Genomic DNA, 17,068 nt, shown 5'->3' with positions numbered 1-17,068 from the left:
TCAAGAAAACGTGTTTTTTGTCTCCAAGATATAAAAAAGGAGTTTGCTGTGAGTCAAGTCAAAATCATTATCGTGGGTGGGGTTGCCGGCGGTGCTTCTGCGGCGGTCAGGGCCAGGCGCTTATCTGAAACAGCCGAAATCATTCTATTGGAACGTGGTGCCTATGTTTCTTTCGCCAATTGTGGCCTGCCCTACCACATCAGTGGGGAAATTCCTGAACGCCAACAACTTCTGTTAAAAATACCGCAGGATTTTACTCAGCGCTTCAACATTGATGTGCGTATTGAACATCAAGTGTTAAATATTGATGCTGCCAAACGAGTGATACAGATTGAAAATAAGCACACCGGTGAGATATACAGCGAAAATTATGACCAACTGCTGTTAAGCACGGGTGCCAGTCCTATCATTCCCCCGTTGCCGGGCATCACGCTTCCTGGTGTGTTCACTCTGCGAACTATTCCCGATATGGATAATATTCTGGCGCATATCCGGCAACATAAGGTGACGCATGCAACGGTGGTCGGCGGCGGCTTTATCGGTCTGGAAATGATGGAGTCCCTGGTACATTTGGGGCTCAAGGTCACATTGCTGGAATTGAGTTCACAAGTCATGGCGTCTATTGATATCGAGATGGCGTCCGCATTACATCAGGTGATCCGTCAGAAGGGTGTGGACCTGCGTTTGCAATCCGGCCTAAGCGCGATAAAACAGATCGATGATCACGATGGTTTGCAAATTACACTAAGCAATACGGAGCAGTTGACTACTGGCATGGTACTGCTGGCTATTGGCGTTAAGCCCGACACCCAGTTGGCCAACAGCGCCGGATTAACATTGGCAGAGCATGGCGGTATTCAGGTTGATGAATTTATGCGGACATCTGACCCGCATATTTATGCCGTCGGTGATGTCGTCGAAACTGCAGAATGGGTGACGGGTAATGAGATGCTGGTCCCTCTGGCCGGCCCTGCTAACCGTCAAGGGCGTATCGCCGCCGAGAACATGCTGGGTGGTGAGCGTCGCTACCAGCGCAGTCAGGGTACGGCTATCTGTAAAGTGTTTGACCATGCTGTTGGCAGTGTGGGATTGAATGAAAAAGCGCTGGGGCGTTTACAAATGGACTACCAGAAGGTGTATATCCATACACCCAATCATGCGAGTTATTATCCTGGCAGTTCTCCGATTTCATTCAAGTTGCTGTTTAATCCCATTACTGGCGATATTTTCGGGGCGCAGGCGGTGGGTAAGGCTGGCATTGATAAATGTATTGATGTGATAGCGGTGGCACAGCGGGCACATCTGAAAGTTCAGGATTTGGAATACCTTGAGCTTGCTTATGCGCCTCCTTTTAATAGTGCGCGTGATGTGGTTAACCAGGCCGGTATGCTGGCGAGCAACGTGATTAATGGTGATACCAAGATTTGCCATGTCGTCGACATTGTGAATATTGACCATCAGGGACAGTGCCTGCTGGATATACGTACCTCGCAAGAGTTGAAAACGATTGGTACATATCCGGAAGCATTACATATCCCGGTTGATGAATTACGCGGTCGCTTAAATGAATTACCGAAAGACAAGGAAATTCTAATCGGTTGTCAATCGGGTTTGCGCGGTCATGTTGCCTATCGGTTACTCACGCAACATGGCTTCCGCGCCCGGAATTTGTCCGGGGGATATAAAACTTACAGCCTGACGTTGTCCGCCTGAACCATTAGCGTTCGGATTAATCATTGGCATGATGGCAAGTATAGGGGCCGTCATGCCAAACCAGATGATGTAATATAAAAATACGATTTCACTATGTGAGTGCAATAACCGGTATCCTTTCGCTTGCCGCCATCTTGCAAATAAAGTTATCCAGGACATCTATATTCATTATTATGTAATATGCTTATTTATTCAATCTTTCGAGCATTGAGTAATTACTCTTGTGTCAATATTGTATTTTATTATTAGATGAGGTTATTTATTTTATTGTTCTAACTTCGGAATTTATTGAACTATAAGTTTAATGATATTGTAATATTTAAATAATATATGGCAGTAAGGTTTTGTATAAAACACAATATTAATTCAACTGATCAGTTAACCCTTTATTCAGGAAAAAACTCACGCATAGGAACACCATAATCTATAAATTTATATCATGATATGGTCACGGTTTGCCTCGATACACCAATTCTTCTTCACCAAATTGTAACAATAAGCTTAATGAATCCCTAGCTGATGACCTTCGGTCATCAGTGTCGTTTTAGCGTCGGTTTAACAATGGCCTCTATTTACTTGCAATAAAAATACTTAGCTAAATCAATATTAAAAGTGCATCAATATTCTCACTGCTCCGTAAGTCAGAACAACGTCAAACGCTTATGCAAGATCTGGATTGTTTAATGTTTGTTTATTAAAAGTGTAATTTGTAAAATATTGTGTATTGTTGTTTTATTAAAAATTTATTATATATCAAAGGTTAAACCATGTGTTAATTGTGGGTATGTAACCATGTTACTGGTAACTGGAAAGCTATTCACATTACGACGTATTTTCCAATGTTGCATTTTGTGCTCATCAACATTAAAGATAATAGCGAAGTCAATTAACCGTTGTAGCAATGGAAGCAATGGAGTGTTTTATGGATTTTAACCTGTCAAATAGTCAGTCAGATATTTATGAGTCAGCGTATAGATTTGCTTGCGATGTATTAGATCAAGATGCACAAACGCGAATATCACAGAAGATTTTAAGTACTGAATTATGGAAAAAGGCCGCTGCTTATGGATTTGCACATGGTCCGGTTTCTCACCAATTTGGCGGCTCGGAGCTGGGGGCGCTTGATACTGCATTGATGATCGAGGCCCTGGGAAAAGGAAGCCGTGATATTGGATTATCGTTTTCATTATGCGCCCATTTATGCGCTTGTGTTATTCCTCTCTATCGTTTTGGTTCAAGTGAATTGAAAGATAAATATCTTGAATCGTTAGTGACCGGGAAATTAATTGCAGCGAATGCGGCCACCGAACCTGATGCAGGTTCCGATATTTACAATATGCAGGCGACAGCCCAACCCTGCGAGGGGGGATATATTCTTAATGGGAAAAAGATTTTTATTACCAATGCGCCGATTGCCGATGTATTTATCATCTATGCGAAAACAAATCCTGATCACGGGTTCCTGGGCGTGTCGGCCTTTCTTATCGAGAAAGGCACGCCGGGCCTGAACGTAGGGGAGGTGATCCCGAAAGATTGTCTTTCTAATTGCCCCTGGAGTGAGATCGTTTTCAACGACATTTTTATTCCTCAATCACAGCGTATCGGGATGGAAGGTGCGGGCGGGGCTATTTTCCATGATTCAATGATTTGGGAAAAAGGCTGTTTGTCGGCCCTGTTTGTGGGGGGATTGGCGCGCCTTTTAGAAACGACCCTAGAGTATGCCAAAGCGCGCCAGCAATTTGGTAAGGCGATCGGTCAGTTCCAATCTGTCTCTAATCGAATTATCGATATGAAACTGCGCCTGGAGCAGTGTCGGTTGATGCTCTATCGCGCCTGTTGGAAACATGATCAGGGTCAGGATGCCGAAGCCGATATCGCCATGAGTAAACTGCTGATTTCCGAGTACGCGGTTCAATCCGGTCTGGATGCCATTCAAACTTTTGGCGGAGCAGCGATGGATCAGGAACTCGGCCTGGTTCGCCATCTTTTGAATATGATCCCGAGTCGAATTTTCTCCGGTACCAATGATATCCAGAAAGAGATTATTGCCCGTAAACTCGGTTTAAGGGGAACATCATCATGATTATTCAACGGCTCTTCGGCATCCTCTATATGCTTGCCGGTTTGGCGAAAGCTTTCCCGCAGTTTGAGAATGTTCCCGCTGTTCTTCGGCAGGCGGCAATTGCCAACCAGGGAACCTGGTACGCGGCGGCGAGTATCTGGCTGGGCGCACATGGTGATGTGATCAATATCCTGGTGGGAGTGGTGCTGTTTGGGTCGGGAGTGATATTAATGCTCAACCCACTCTGGACGACGCTGGTGATCTACGCCCAGCTTTTGATGATGGCTGTCTTTGTGGTGATTTTGCATCAGTCCCAGCCCCAGGTCATGTTGCTGGATGGCGTATTTGCGCTGGCCGCGCTTTACATGCTGCGCGGTCAGTATCACCGTAAGCCTAAGCCGAGAACCTTCCCGACCACGTCTTTTTCGCTGCCCACACCCTCTTCTGAATCATCGTTTTCTGCTCCCTTGGGTGATGAGTATGATGTCGTGATTATCGGCGGTGGTGCCTCCGGACTGACGGCGGCCAGTGAATTTACTCATGAACGGGTGTTGGTGCTTGAAAAAAGCTCCACTTTCGGGGGGAATGCCCGCTACCACACCTTTAACCGGTTAAAGCATCCCACCGCCGGTGTTTGTTTTCAAGAACCGTTTCCCGGTTCGAATATGCTGCGCTTACTGAAAAAGATTGGTCTGGAGGGAAAATACAAGTCCAACGAAAAGGACACGCTGGTCTTTTTTGATACCTTTTTATTGCTCAAATGCTTAGGTGAAATTGTGGTCGGCTTTATTAAGCAACCACGTTATCTGCTCAAACTCTCGGTCTGGGGGCTGACCAGCCAGCTTTTTCTGCATGCGATAATTGGTAAACCCTACGTGGTAGCGGCCAAACAACTTGGTGACCCGATCTTTGCCGATCTTTATACCTTTCTGGATAAGTTCTCTCCTCGTGGCGACTTTTATCCACGCCTGCCCTGGACACCGAACGGTTCCTGGAGCAAAGCGCATATGGAGTTGCTCGATAATATTTCCCTTTACACCTATTTGTTTGAGCCGGATAAGCTTGGCCGGTTACCGGAACAGCTGCGGCCACCCGCCAGACTGGGTAAACTGGTTGAGAATGCAGTATCCACCACCTTGCGGGTTGAGTGTCTGGATATTCATGATGTCTCTGCCTATGTCGGTTTGCACTTTCTGGTGGGCTATCTGCGCGGAAACCTGGTCACCCTGCCTGGCGGTAATGGCAGTATCAGTGCGGGGTTGTGTAAGTATCTAAGCCATCAGCGCAATGTCACGTTGCAAAACCATGTCCAGTTGACAGCGGTTGAGCCGCAGCACAATGGTACATGCATCCAGTTCACGATCAATGGTCAACCCCGCCAAGTGCAGGCTCAACAGATCATTTGGGCCGCGCCTAAAACGCAACTTGCCACATGGCTGCCGGGATTGCCGGCCAAACAGTTGGCGGCCATCAAGAACATTCGTCATGAAGACTACTATCTGGCGAATGTATTCCTGTCAAAACCGGTGCTGGGTCATTCGTTTGGTGGCTATATGATCGAACCGGACAGCAATAAAGATCCGTTCTCTTGGTGTAAAGCGGGGACTTGCCTGGTGGCCAACTGGATGGACGATCATGCTGACGTGGATGTGGGCGTGCTGACATTGCTTAAACCCACGACGCGCTCAGAGCGGCAAGACCGTACCGCACAGAATGCGTTTTTAGCGCTACAACAGCAAACCTATGCCGAAATTGCCAAGGTTCTGCGCAACATAGGGATTGGTGCCGAGGTTATTGAGGATATCCAGATCTGGTATTGGCCCGCAGGGCTGGTGACGTCGGTAGTGGGGCAACAGGCTGAAGGTGTATTCGAAACCGCCCGTCAGTCATTTGAAAATATTCATTTCGCTAATCAGGACAGTGTCGGTGTCGGCAATATCGAGAGTGCCATCCTGTCGGGAATTGATGCAGCCAACGCGGTTAAAGCGCAACTCATGGATACGGAAAATGTCGTGGAGGTGGCGGGATGAATCAACCACTGGTTGTTGAAATATCCGGTGATAAGGCGCTTGAACATCACCACTTGGGCGGTAAGGGTTATTCACTCAACAACCTGATTCATGCGGGCCTGCCAGTACCTTCGGCATTTTGTGTGACGGCACAAGCCTACCAACAGTTTATTGAAGAGGTGGTGCCGGGGGCGGAATTAACTGACGGCGACCTGATTGCGGTGCGTGACGCCATCCTGCATGCCGATATTCCCGACTCGCTAAAGCAGGCTATCGGTGATGCTTATCAACACCTGGGCCATGACACGACCATTGCGGTTCGTTCTTCGGCATTGGATGAAGATGGTCAACGTCAGTCATTTGCCGGGCAGTACGAGACTTACCTGCATGTGAAGGGTTCAGAGGCAGTGTTGCACAAGGTTCAGGCTTGTTGGGCGTCGCTTTGGGCTGAGCGAGCGGCTCAATATCGTCATGAATCTGCGTCGCACAGTGCCATTGCCGTGATTCTACAAGTGATGGTTGATGCCGATGCAGCGGGAGTGATGTTTACTCAGGATCCTCTGTCAGGGAGCACCGATAAGGTGGTGATTGACAGTTGTTGGGGGCTGGGGGAAGGCGTGGTTTCCGGGCAAGTCACCACAGATAGTTTCACGCTGGATAAAGCCACCGGTGAGCTATGTGATCAGCAGATTCGCCACAAACCGAATTACTGCCAGCGGGACGAACATGGTCTGGTGACACTGTTGCAAACCCCGGAGGCCAAACGGGATCTCCCCAGTCTGACGCCGGCTCAGTTGCAACAGTTGGTCACGCTGGCCAGACAGGCCCAGCTTATCTACAGCACCGAACTGGATATTGAATGGGCGGTGAAAGATGACAAAGTCTGGTTATTACAGGCGCGTCCGGTAACCACATCGGCCAAAACGGCTAACGTTATCTACGCCAATCCGTGGGAGAGCGACCCGGCTGCGAAGGAGGGCGCTTTTTTCTCGCGGATGGATACCGGAGAGATTGTGACGGGGCTGATGACGCCACTGGGGTTGTCATTTTGTCAGTTCTATCAAAAGCACATTCATGGCCCGGCCATCAAGACCATGGGGCTTGCCGATATTAGTCACTGGCAGATCTATATGGGCTATATCCAGGGCTATGTTTATCTGAATATTTCCGGTTCGGCCTATATGCTCAGGCAGTGTCCACCGACCCGTAATGAAATGAAGTTCACCACCCGCTATGCCACGGACGAGATCGATTTTAAGGACTATAAAAACCCCTATGGTGCAGGCGTGCAGGGCTGGGATTATGCCAAGAGTTGTTGGTACTGGCTAAAACAGCAAGTCCGTAATATGCGCAGCGCCGCCAGGACCGTCGAGCAGATGATTGCCCTGCGTCAGGACGAAACCACACGGTTTCTGGGGCTTGATTTGACCGCCATGACGCTTCAGCAGTTGGACCAAGAGCTGCAACGGATTGACCGCTTTTTCCTCGATAGCTGTGCGGCGTATATGCCTTTTTTCCTGCAATCATTTGCCCTTTACGATGCGCTGGCGCAAGCCTGTGAACGCCATATCAAGGATGGTAAAGGTCTGCAAAATCGCATCAAGGCGTCAATGAATAACCTGCGCACGATCGAAGTGACGCTCGGTATCATCAAATTGGTTGCGACAGTTAACCAACAGACTGAATTAAAAGCGTTATTTGAACAGCATCGTGCCGATGAGTTAGTCACCTTGCTACCTGTCCATGACATATCCCGTGCTTTCTGGCAGGGTGATTTTGAAGATTTTCTGGTTGAATTTGGTTCTCGCGGTCGCCAGGAGTTTGATCTGAGTATCCCGCGTTGGCGTGATGACCCGAGTTATTTATTGCAAGTAATGAAGATGTATTTGCAACACCCGGTAGATTTGCACAAGAAGCTCAGGGAAACGGAACTGCTGCGTCAGCAGGATAGTGAAGCACTGTTCAGTGCGATGTCCTGGTCGGGCCGTTTCAAGCTCAAAACCCTCATCAAGCTGTATGGCATGATGGCCGAACGTCGTGAAGCGACGCGGCCAACGTTTATCACCGAAACCTGGTTCTACCGTTGCATCATGCTGGAAGTTCTACGGCGTCTGGACGCGCAGGGGATTGCCAGTAGTGCCGATCTGCCCTATGTCGATTTTGAACAGTTCCGTGCGTATGTGGCGGGGACCATCCCAGCTGAACAGGCGTTTTCCAAAGCGCGGCTCGATCAGAATCGCCATCAACATTTATTCAATTTACATGCCGAAGAACCGCCGATGGCGATTGTCGGTCCCTATACCCCCAAAGTGAAAGCACCCACGCAGGATGATAAAACCATCCGGTCACTCACTGGCCTGGCGGCCAGTCCTGGCAACGTAGTGGCCAAAGCGCGGGTGATTACTGACTTGCAGGTCCAGGCCGGTGAGTTCCAGCCAGACGAAATTCTGGTTGCTCGTTTTACCGATGCCAGTTGGACGCCGTTATTTGCCCTGGCGGCCGGTATTGTCACGGATATTGGTTCCACACTTTCACACAGTTGTATTGTCGCGCGTGAGTTTGGGATCCCCGCCGTGGTGAACCTGAAAACCGCCACCCAGATTATCAATAGTGGCGACATGTTGATCCTTGATGGAGATAGCGGGACGGTCATTATCCAACACCAAGAGGAGCGCAACCATGACGGTTAACCGGGCTGTCACGATCTGATTTAAATCACTGTAATGAATGCAATACAACGATGGCGGTGCGAGTGGTCATAGCCACGGCAACGTCGTTACGGGCTGTGTCGTGCCAAATTTGTCTGATTGGCCGACGTCATAACTATATTTTGGCTGCATAAGGATTCGGTCATGACAACCATGATAGGACAAACAAGACAAGCAGGCTCCTCTTCTTATGAGCAGGCTTGGCAAGCAGAACAAGCCCCCTGTCCAGGGATGGAGCCCGATACCCTCACTGTGGGTGTGGTGGTAGTGACGCGCAATCCCACATTTTTTCAAACCGGGCTCAGCGTGTTAAATGATATTCGCGACTATGTGTTCAATCGTGTGCATATTCAATCGGAACTTCCGCTGAAGTTATCTGAATTAGCGTCGGACCCGCTTTATTCCGAAGCCCGCGAAAAAGCGATTCATTTTCTAAAAAATCAGAGCAAGGCGCTCAATATTCAAGTCATCCAGTGTGCCAGTCTTGCCGAAGCGACGGGGAAAATTATTTATACCCATGCTCTGGAACAGCAGCCTGAATTTCAGATGGGAATGTTGTTTTACGATCAAACCTCGTTGGGGAATGTTGACGACAGCATTGAGAAAATTGACCGGGATCTGGACGCGTTTTATAGCGCCATGCAGAGAGGTGGGATCCCCGCTTTTTATACCACTTTCTCAACAGTAACCTTTATTCGTGATGTCCGTTCGTCGTTTCGTTATCTACCCCAGCAGTATCGAGAAATTGTCCGCAGTGAAGACCCCGCCATCTTCCAAACCGAACTGCTGTGTTTGTGGATGGACTTTTTTGAGATGAATTATACCAACCGCCGTGTCAAACCGATTGGGGCGTTGGCACTTCATAACACCCTGGCCGAGCAACTGATTCAGTTCTTTGAGCGCACTGCCGCCAGCCGTTGGTTGGTGTCTTACTATACCGGTTCGATCATCTCTAATCTGATCGGTTATCTGGACAGACATGCTGAAGCGCATGGTGCGTTAGTTCTGCGTGGCCCTAACGAACATGCCATTGCCTGTGGCGCCATGGCGAACTGGCAGCTTTATCGCATGCCTTTTCTGGGGGTAGTGACCTCCGGCATGATGGATGAATTTAAAGGCACGCTGATCAATCTGAAAGAGACGGCAGCACAGGGCATCATTGTTGCCGCAGAGAATCGTAATAATCAGTGGTATAGCTTCCAGGGCACACAGACGCCGACTGAAGATATGCGCGATGTCCTGGCCGCCAAGCGCATTCCGTATGTCTACATTGATGATGTTGACGGGATTGCTGATGGCCTGGCTGAAGTGTTTCGGCTCTACCATCAGGCCCAGGGGCCGGTAGTTATTTTAGCGACGCAAAATGTACTGGAATCGACTCTCTCGTTGGAGCCGGTGCCGGGTGACTTGCCGCCGGTTTCTGGTTTGCCAGCCTATGACTGCCCACCGATAAGCGACAGTTTTGAGCAAGCCATGGCGCTGATTAATGAAGGGCCGGAAAAACTGGTTTGGCAGTTAGGACCGGTCAGTGACGATGAGTATGCCCTGGTTCATGAAATTGCCGATGCTGCCGGCCTGGCGCTGGTGGATTCGTTAGCGCATCCGGGTTCGGCACCGAAATATTATCAGGGCAAGCGCAATCCCCACTATTTGGGAACCCTGGCCATTTATGGTTATAGCCCCCGGGTTTACAACTTCCTGCATACCAACGACAAACTCAATCCAATGAGTGATCAAAGTGTGTTTATGATCAAAAGCCGTGTGGCGCAGATCACCACGCCGTTCTCTGATGGTCGGCTCGAGCGCAAGGTGCATTTGGTACAACTCACGCACGATGAACGACACTTATCGCCGTACGCCGATTTGAAACTGCATATGGATTGCCTGACTTTCCTCCGGGCGGTGAAAGCCAATCTGCATGTCGATGCGGCACTACGGGAGAAACGCAAAGCGCTCATCGCTGCCTATCTGGATTCCCCTTCAGATGTTGTTAGCCAGTTACCCAGCCTGCCGATGTCGGCGAACTACTTTTTTTGCCAATTGAATCGGGTTATCGAGAATTTAATCAAGACGGAAAATTTCGATTTTACCGGGGTTTACGATGTGGGGCGCTGTGGTATTTCAGCGGTACGCAATGTTGCCAAGACGCGGCGCGGTTTCTCGGGTTGGTATGGTCGGGCCTTGATGGGCGATGCATTACTGGCCACCAGCTATCTGGCGCATACCAGTCCCACCCATGTGGTGGCGTTTATCGGCGACGGGGCCAAAGGGATTGTGCCGGATATTTTACCCGCCTTTATCGACAACATTCTCACCCATCCGCAGTTACTCAATAAAAGCATCACCATTTTCTATTTTTGCAATGGCGGCTTGTCGGTCATCAACACCTATCAGGAACGTATTTTGTTTAACCGCACATCGCGGCAGATGCGCCTGGTGAACGTTGATCAACCCGCGTTTGAACAGACGGTGGATGATTTTCATATTCAGGGTAAAACACTCACTCATTTTGATGAGGACACCATTCGTCATGCATTGATGACCCCCAAACGACTGAACCTGTTTTCAGTGGTACTGGGGCATAACAATGAAGGGGATGGCATTTCGTTAGCCACAGCCAAAGGCTGGCAACGCGACCCCAGCGACCGGGAAGCGCTGCAAGAGCGTAAAGACTGGGCGGCTCGCCAGCCCGAATCGACAAGCACTTCATTCGACCAAGGTCAAAACAAGGAAGCTATATCATGAAGTTTGGATTTATCGCTCATCCAACCTCGGTTGGTTTAAAACGCTATGTCAAAATGATTGATTTATTACAGCGTAATTCGACGGAGTTGCATAGCGGGTACAAACGAGACCTTTGGCGCCGGGAAAACCTGGTCCCTTTCATGAACTTTGCCAAAATTACCTCAGCGACCGGCGCTACCTGTGAGGGAGTGATCAAATACATGCCGCTGGTCGCGGATGAGATGCTGGCTGATGCTCGCGGCATTGCCAATCGTGTGGTGTCGGGTATCGAAGAACTGGTCGAGGATGGCGCTGAACTGGTCGGTTTGGGAGGATTCACCTCCATTGTCGGGCGGCGTGGTGAAGCCACCGCCGAGAAATCACCGGTTCCGGTGACCTCCGGTAATTCGTTAACCACCTATGCGGGTTACAAAGCGCTGATGCAGATTCAGTCCTGGCTGGATATTCAGCCAGAGCAGGAGCCGGTTGCGATTGTCGGCTATCCGGGCTCCATCTGTTTGGCGCTGAGCCGGTTATTGCTCGCCCAGGGTTTTTCCCTGCATTTGCTGCATCGGGCCGGCCATAAAGATGAAGACGAATTGCTCAGCCATTTGCCGGAGCAATATCGCTCACGCGTCACGTTGACCAGTGATCCCGAGGATTTATACCCGCGTTGTAAACTGTTTGTCGCCGCAACATCCGCCGGAGGCGTGATTGACCCGTATAAACTGCAACCGGGTTCGGTCTTTATTGATGTGGCACTGCCCAGAGATATCAATTCTGACACGCGTCCCGATCGGGACGACATTTTGATTATCGACGGCGGCTGCGTTACGGCCACCGATGCGGTCAAACTGGGTGGTGAGTCACTGAACGTCACCATTAAACAGCAATTGAATGGCTGTATGGCGGAAACCATTGTTTTGGCACTGGAAAATCGCCGGGAGAATTTCTCGTTGGGCCGCTATCTGGCGCTGGATAACGTGCTTGAAATCGGGGAACTTGCGGAAAAACATGGTTTCCTGGTCTATCCACTGGCCTCTTATGGTGAGCGGATTGATCGTCAACGGGTGATCAATCTCAAGCGTTACTATCACCATGATATTTATTCCGATGAACCTGATACTGAACAACCGCCGGCGTCGCAGTTAGCCTTTATCGACGCGATTATTGCTCAGGATCCCGCCAGAGAAGACACTCTGGATCGCTATCATCAGTTCATTAACCCGATGATGGTGGAATTTCTCAAACTGCAACACTGTGACAATGTATTCCGGCGGGCCTCGGGTACTCAGCTGTTTACCGCTGACGGCGAAGCCTTTCTGGATATGGTGGCCGGTTATGGTTGCATCAATCTGGGTCACAATCCGCAACCGATCATCGATGCTTTAAAAGCCTATCTCGATGCTCAGGGGCCCAATTTTATTCAGTATATTTCGATCCCCGAGCAAGCTGCCAAGTTGGCCGAAGTGCTCTGCCATTTCGCCCCTGGCAATATGGGGAGGGTGTTCTTCAGTAATTCAGGGACGGAGGCGGTCGAGGCGGCAATGAAGCTGGCCAAAGCGTCGACGGGCAAAGCCGGCATTGCGTATCTGAAAAATAGCTACCATGGCAAAACGCTGGGCGCGTTATCCATTACCGGACGAGAAAAACACCGCCGTCATTTTAAGCCACTGCTGGCGTCGATGATTGAAGTACCGTTTGCTGATATTGAGGCACTGCGGCAGACCTTAAGCCGTGATGACATCGGCGCGTTGATGATCGAACCGATTCAGGGTGAAGGCGGGGTCCATGTTCCTCCGCCTGGATACCTGCGAACCGTTCAGGAGATCTGCCGTCAAACCGATACCTTACTGATGGTTGACGAAGTGCAAACCGGGTTGGGGCGCACCGGGAAGCTCTTTGCCTGTGAGTGGGAAGGGATCGAGCCGGATGTACTGATGCTATCGAAATCACTGTCCGGCGGGGTAATGCCTATTGGCGCCACGCTATGTCGGGCCGATATTTGGCAACGGGCCTATGGCACCGCAGACCGCTTTTTGATGCACAGCTCGACCTTTGGCGGCGGGAATATCGCGGCGGTAGTGGCGCTCAGTGCGTTAAGAGAAATTCTGGCTCAGGATCTGGTCGGGAACGCCGAGCGACTAGGCACGTACTTTAAGCAGGCGCTTACCGATGTCGCTGCCCGATACCCCTTTGTGGCGGAAATACGCGGACGCGGCTTGATGTTAGGGATCCAGTTCGATCAAACCTTCGCTGGTGCCGTAGGTGCTTCGGCCCGGGAGTTTGCCACCCGACTGCCCGGTGACTGGCACACGACATGGAAATTCCTGCCTGATCCGGTACAAGCCCACTTAAAGGCGGCGATGGAGCGTATGGAACAATCACTGGGTGAAATGTTCTGCATGAAATTTGTGACCAAGCTTTGTCAGGATCACAACATTCTGACCTTTATTACCGCCAACAGCTCAACCGTTATTCGAATTCAACCGCCACTGACCATCAGCAAGGCTGAGATCGATCGTTTTGTCAGTGCGTTTGCCACGGTGTGCGATGAGCTATCAACATTTTTAGAGTAAGGACGCTGAAATGACATTAACCAAGCAAGACGCAGTCAACCAGATGATGGGCTTTTTTCAGTCCAAAACGCTGATCACGGCGCTGTCATTAAAGTTGTTTGATCACCTGCGTGATCAGGATCGCAACGCTAAACAGATGGCCGCATTACTCAACTGTCCTTTGCGTTCGAGCGAGCAGTTACTCATTGCCTTGCAGGCGATGGGATATCTTGAAAAACAGGACGGTCTTTATCATTTGCCGCAGGAACACCGGGCGTTTTTGGTCAGCGATGAACCACAGTGGCTGGGATGGCTGGGCCGTCATATCGACACTTTTCTATACCCGCTATGGGGAGAGTTGAAAGCGGCTGTTGAAAACGATACCCACCAGCGCCAGACCGTCTTCGGCGATGATCGAAGCTGGTTCGATATTTTGTACCAAAACCCGGATGACGTGACTGATTTCCAGGAGTTTCTGGGGAAGTTTGCCGCCCCCTTCATCGACGGGTTTATTCAGGATTATGACTTCTCGCAGCATCAGGCATTTTTAGATATTGGCAGTGGAATTGGGAGCTTGCCTATCGCAGTAGCCAATGCCTATTCGGGCGTGAATCTGGCGATTTGCGAGCTGCCCCAAACGTCGACGTTTTTGCGTGACAAGTTGGTTCAGCAAGGTTATGGGCAGCGGATCCAGGTGCTTGAGGGGGATGTGATTAGCGGTGATTTGCCGATTGGCGATTATGACCTGATCCACCTGGGATGGATGCTGCATGACTACGCTCCTGAAACGCAATTGATCATCTTGAAAAATATCTATGATGCGATGCCGGTCGGTGGTCGGTTTATCGCCTCTGAAACGCCGCTGAATGCGGATAAGTCAGGCCCTGAGTTTACCGCACTGTTATCGCTGAACATGCTGGTATCCACCGATGGCGGTATCGAAAGCAGTCCTCAGGAGTATTTGTCCCGGTTTCATCAGGCAGGATTCAGCAATGCCCGGATCATGGATATATCCGGTCCTCGTACACTGATAGTCGGCGAGAAAACAACGCATAACAACGGGAGTTCACAATGTTAGAAAGTAAATTGATAAACCATATTGCTACTCAGTTTTTGGATGGTGAAAAGGATGGCCTGGATAGCCAAACACCCTTGTTTGAGCTGAATATAGTTGACTCGGCTGCAATTTTTGATCTGGTGGATTTTTTAAGGCAAGAGAGCAAGGTCTCGATTGGCATGCAAGAGATTCACCCGGCAAATTTCGCCACCGTGCAGAGTATGGTTGCGCTGGTGCAACGGCTGAAGGCGCATCCGGAGCAGGGAGGTGCGGCATGAACGATGTAACGACCGAGACCTATGAAACCCTGAAACAATCTGTATTGCACACCTTCGCGCAATTGACCGGATACAACGTGTCAGAGCTATCGTTAACCAGCCATTTGGAAAATGATCTGGGGGTGGATTCCATCGCGTTGGCAGAGATTGCCGTCTCGCTGAGCAGACAGTTTCAGCTTAATACGCCATTGTTGATTCAGGATATAAACACCATCAAGGACGCGCTTGACGGCATTTTGCAACGCGAGTTTCAATTGTCGGAAAAGGTCGAGCCGGCAGCAATTGCTCTCTCCGGGGACGCTGACCTTTGGCTTGGTAATCTTGTCCGTCAGATCTTTGCCAGCCATAGTGGCTATGATGTTAATGCGCTGGCGCTGGATGCTGAAATCGAAAGTGATCTGGGGATCGACTCGGTGTCGGTGGCGTCCGCTCAGGGTGAACTATTCAATACGCTGCAATTAAATAGCGAAACCATCATCGCGAACTGCAACACGCTGTCAGCGTTGAAGCAGTGTTTAGCGGCGCGTCTGGTGCAAGAAAAAGGTCAGGATTGGTTTGAACAACGTGGGAGAGGGCAATCCGACTCCGCCATTGACCATGATGCCGACACGACGGCGGAGGTGACTCCGCCAACAGCGACACCCGTCGCGATCAATGCCGAGATCGGCGATCCACGCACCATGCGTGATTTTGTGGGAATAGAACATCCGGATATTTTCCACAAGGCGCGGGAATTCCACCTCTTTTATCAGGATAAAAAGAAACGGCAGCTCTATTTCTATGGCATGCCGCTGGAGACGCCGTGTAAAAACCGGGCCGTTATGTTTGATGAAGCAACCGGTCAACACCGTGAGTTTTTAATGTTTGGCTCCAACAGCTACCTGGGGTTGTCGAATCATCCGGAAATCATTCATGCCATCCAGGATGCGGCCAGCTTATATGGGGCCACCAATACCGGCTGTCGTATTATCGCTGGCAGTAATGTGCTGCATTTAGAGCTGGAGCGCAAACTGGCCAAACTTAAAGGTCGTGATGATTGCATTGTGTATCCTTCCGGTTACTCAGCCAACCTGGGGTGCATCTCGGCGCTGACCAGCAGACACGATTTGGTGTTTACCGATGCCATCAATCACATGAGTATTCAGGATGGCTGTAAGCTGGCTGGCGCGCAGCGCAAGATCTACAATCACTCCTTGACCAGTCTGGAAAAATCCCTGGCCAAATATGCTGATCATCCTGGCGGTAAACTGATTGTGACCGATGGGGTGTTCAGTATGCATGGCGACATTGTCGACCTGCCCAGGTTGATGAAGCTGGCCGAGCGTTACGGCGCACGCGTGTTGGTGGATGATGCGCACTCCACTGGCGTTTTAGGGAAAACCGGGGCGGGGACATCGGAACACTTCAATATGAAAGGTCAGGTGGATCTGGAACTGGGAACCATGAGTAAAGCGCTGTCCGGTCTGGGAGGCTATGTCTGTGGTGATGGCGACGTGGTTGAGTATTTGCGCTTTTATTCCAACTCCTATGTCTTTGCCGCCACCATTCCGGCACCCGTGGCGGCGGGAGTGATCGCCTCAATTGATGTGATGCTGCGTGAACCCGAGCGTTTAGCCAAACTGTGGGACAATATTTACTACTTCCGCACCCGATTACTCAATGCCGGTTTTGATCTTGAGAACTCTGATTCGGCCATTATTCCGATTGTGGTCGGCGATGATGCCAAGACGCTCTTCTTTGGTCGAGCGGTTCGGGCGCGGGGAATGTTTTGCCAAACGGTCGTCTTCCCTGGTGTCAGCGTAGGGGATGCGCGGTTACGCATTAGCATCACCTCTGAACACACTCGGGAAGATTTGGACGAAGCGTATGCGATCCTGGTGGCATCGGCTCTGGAAGTCGGTGTGCCGGTTAATGCATCCGCTCATCAGGAAGAGAACGCGAGTGTCGCGGAGGCTTAAC

The 17,068-nt window shown here is 50.2% G+C and carries 9 protein-coding genes; all 9 read left to right on the top strand.

From position 1 onward, the window contains the following. The first annotated feature begins 48 nt into the window (after window positions 1-48). On the top strand, window positions 49-1,713 hold the full coding sequence (locus CWC46_RS20705; protein WP_021014638.1) for an FAD-dependent oxidoreductase: 1,665 nt from the start codon (window positions 49-51) through the stop codon (window positions 1,711-1,713). A gap of 922 nt (window positions 1,714-2,635) precedes the next feature. After that, on the top strand, window positions 2,636-3,796 hold the full coding sequence (gene pigA, locus CWC46_RS20700; RefSeq protein ID WP_021014639.1) for a prodigiosin MBC biosynthesis dehydrogenase PigA: 1,161 nt from the start codon (window positions 2,636-2,638) through the stop codon (window positions 3,794-3,796). Then, window positions 3,793-5,805 (top strand): prodigiosin MAP biosynthesis oxidoreductase PigB, encoded by a 2,013-nt coding sequence (gene pigB, locus CWC46_RS20695; protein WP_021014640.1) that lies wholly within the window; start codon window positions 3,793-3,795, stop codon window positions 5,803-5,805. The genes pigA and pigB overlap by 4 nt, the downstream gene beginning before the upstream one ends. Continuing rightward, window positions 5,802-8,474 carry a prodigiosin ligase PigC gene (gene pigC / locus CWC46_RS20690; RefSeq protein WP_021014641.1) on the top strand — a complete coding sequence of 891 codons (2,673 nt, stop codon included), beginning with the start codon at window positions 5,802-5,804 and terminating at the stop codon, window positions 8,472-8,474. Before pigB ends, pigC begins: the two co-directional genes overlap by 4 nt. A gap of 162 nt (window positions 8,475-8,636) precedes the next feature. Then, complete coding sequence (pigD, locus tag CWC46_RS20685) at window positions 8,637-11,237, top strand: prodigiosin MAP biosynthesis protein PigD (RefSeq protein WP_021014642.1); 2,601 nt, start codon at window positions 8,637-8,639, stop codon at window positions 11,235-11,237. Beyond that, window positions 11,234-13,795, top strand: a complete 2,562-nt coding sequence (gene pigE, locus CWC46_RS20680; protein ID WP_021014643.1) for a prodigiosin MAP biosynthesis aminotransferase PigE — start codon at window positions 11,234-11,236, stop codon at window positions 13,793-13,795. Before pigD ends, pigE begins: the two co-directional genes overlap by 4 nt. 10 nt (window positions 13,796-13,805) lie before the next feature. Further along, window positions 13,806-14,852, top strand: coding sequence for a methyltransferase (locus CWC46_RS20675; RefSeq protein WP_021014644.1), 1,047 nt, complete (start codon window positions 13,806-13,808; stop codon window positions 14,850-14,852). After that, on the top strand, window positions 14,846-15,109 hold the full coding sequence (locus CWC46_RS20670; protein ID WP_021014645.1) for an acyl carrier protein: 264 nt from the start codon (window positions 14,846-14,848) through the stop codon (window positions 15,107-15,109). The genes CWC46_RS20675 and CWC46_RS20670 overlap by 7 nt, the downstream gene beginning before the upstream one ends. Next, the gene (locus CWC46_RS20665) at window positions 15,106-17,067 is read left to right on the top strand and encodes an aminotransferase class I/II-fold pyridoxal phosphate-dependent enzyme (RefSeq protein WP_021014646.1); all 1,962 of its coding nucleotides are present in this window, start codon (window positions 15,106-15,108) and stop codon (window positions 17,065-17,067) included. Before CWC46_RS20670 ends, CWC46_RS20665 begins: the two co-directional genes overlap by 4 nt. Window position 17,068: the final 1 nt, after the last annotated feature.

The organism is Prodigiosinella confusarubida, assembly GCF_002847015.1.
GTDB classification, from domain to species: domain Bacteria; phylum Pseudomonadota; class Gammaproteobacteria; order Enterobacterales; family Enterobacteriaceae; genus Prodigiosinella; species Prodigiosinella aquatilis.
This window is presented reverse-complemented; position numbering and strand designations above follow the sequence as displayed.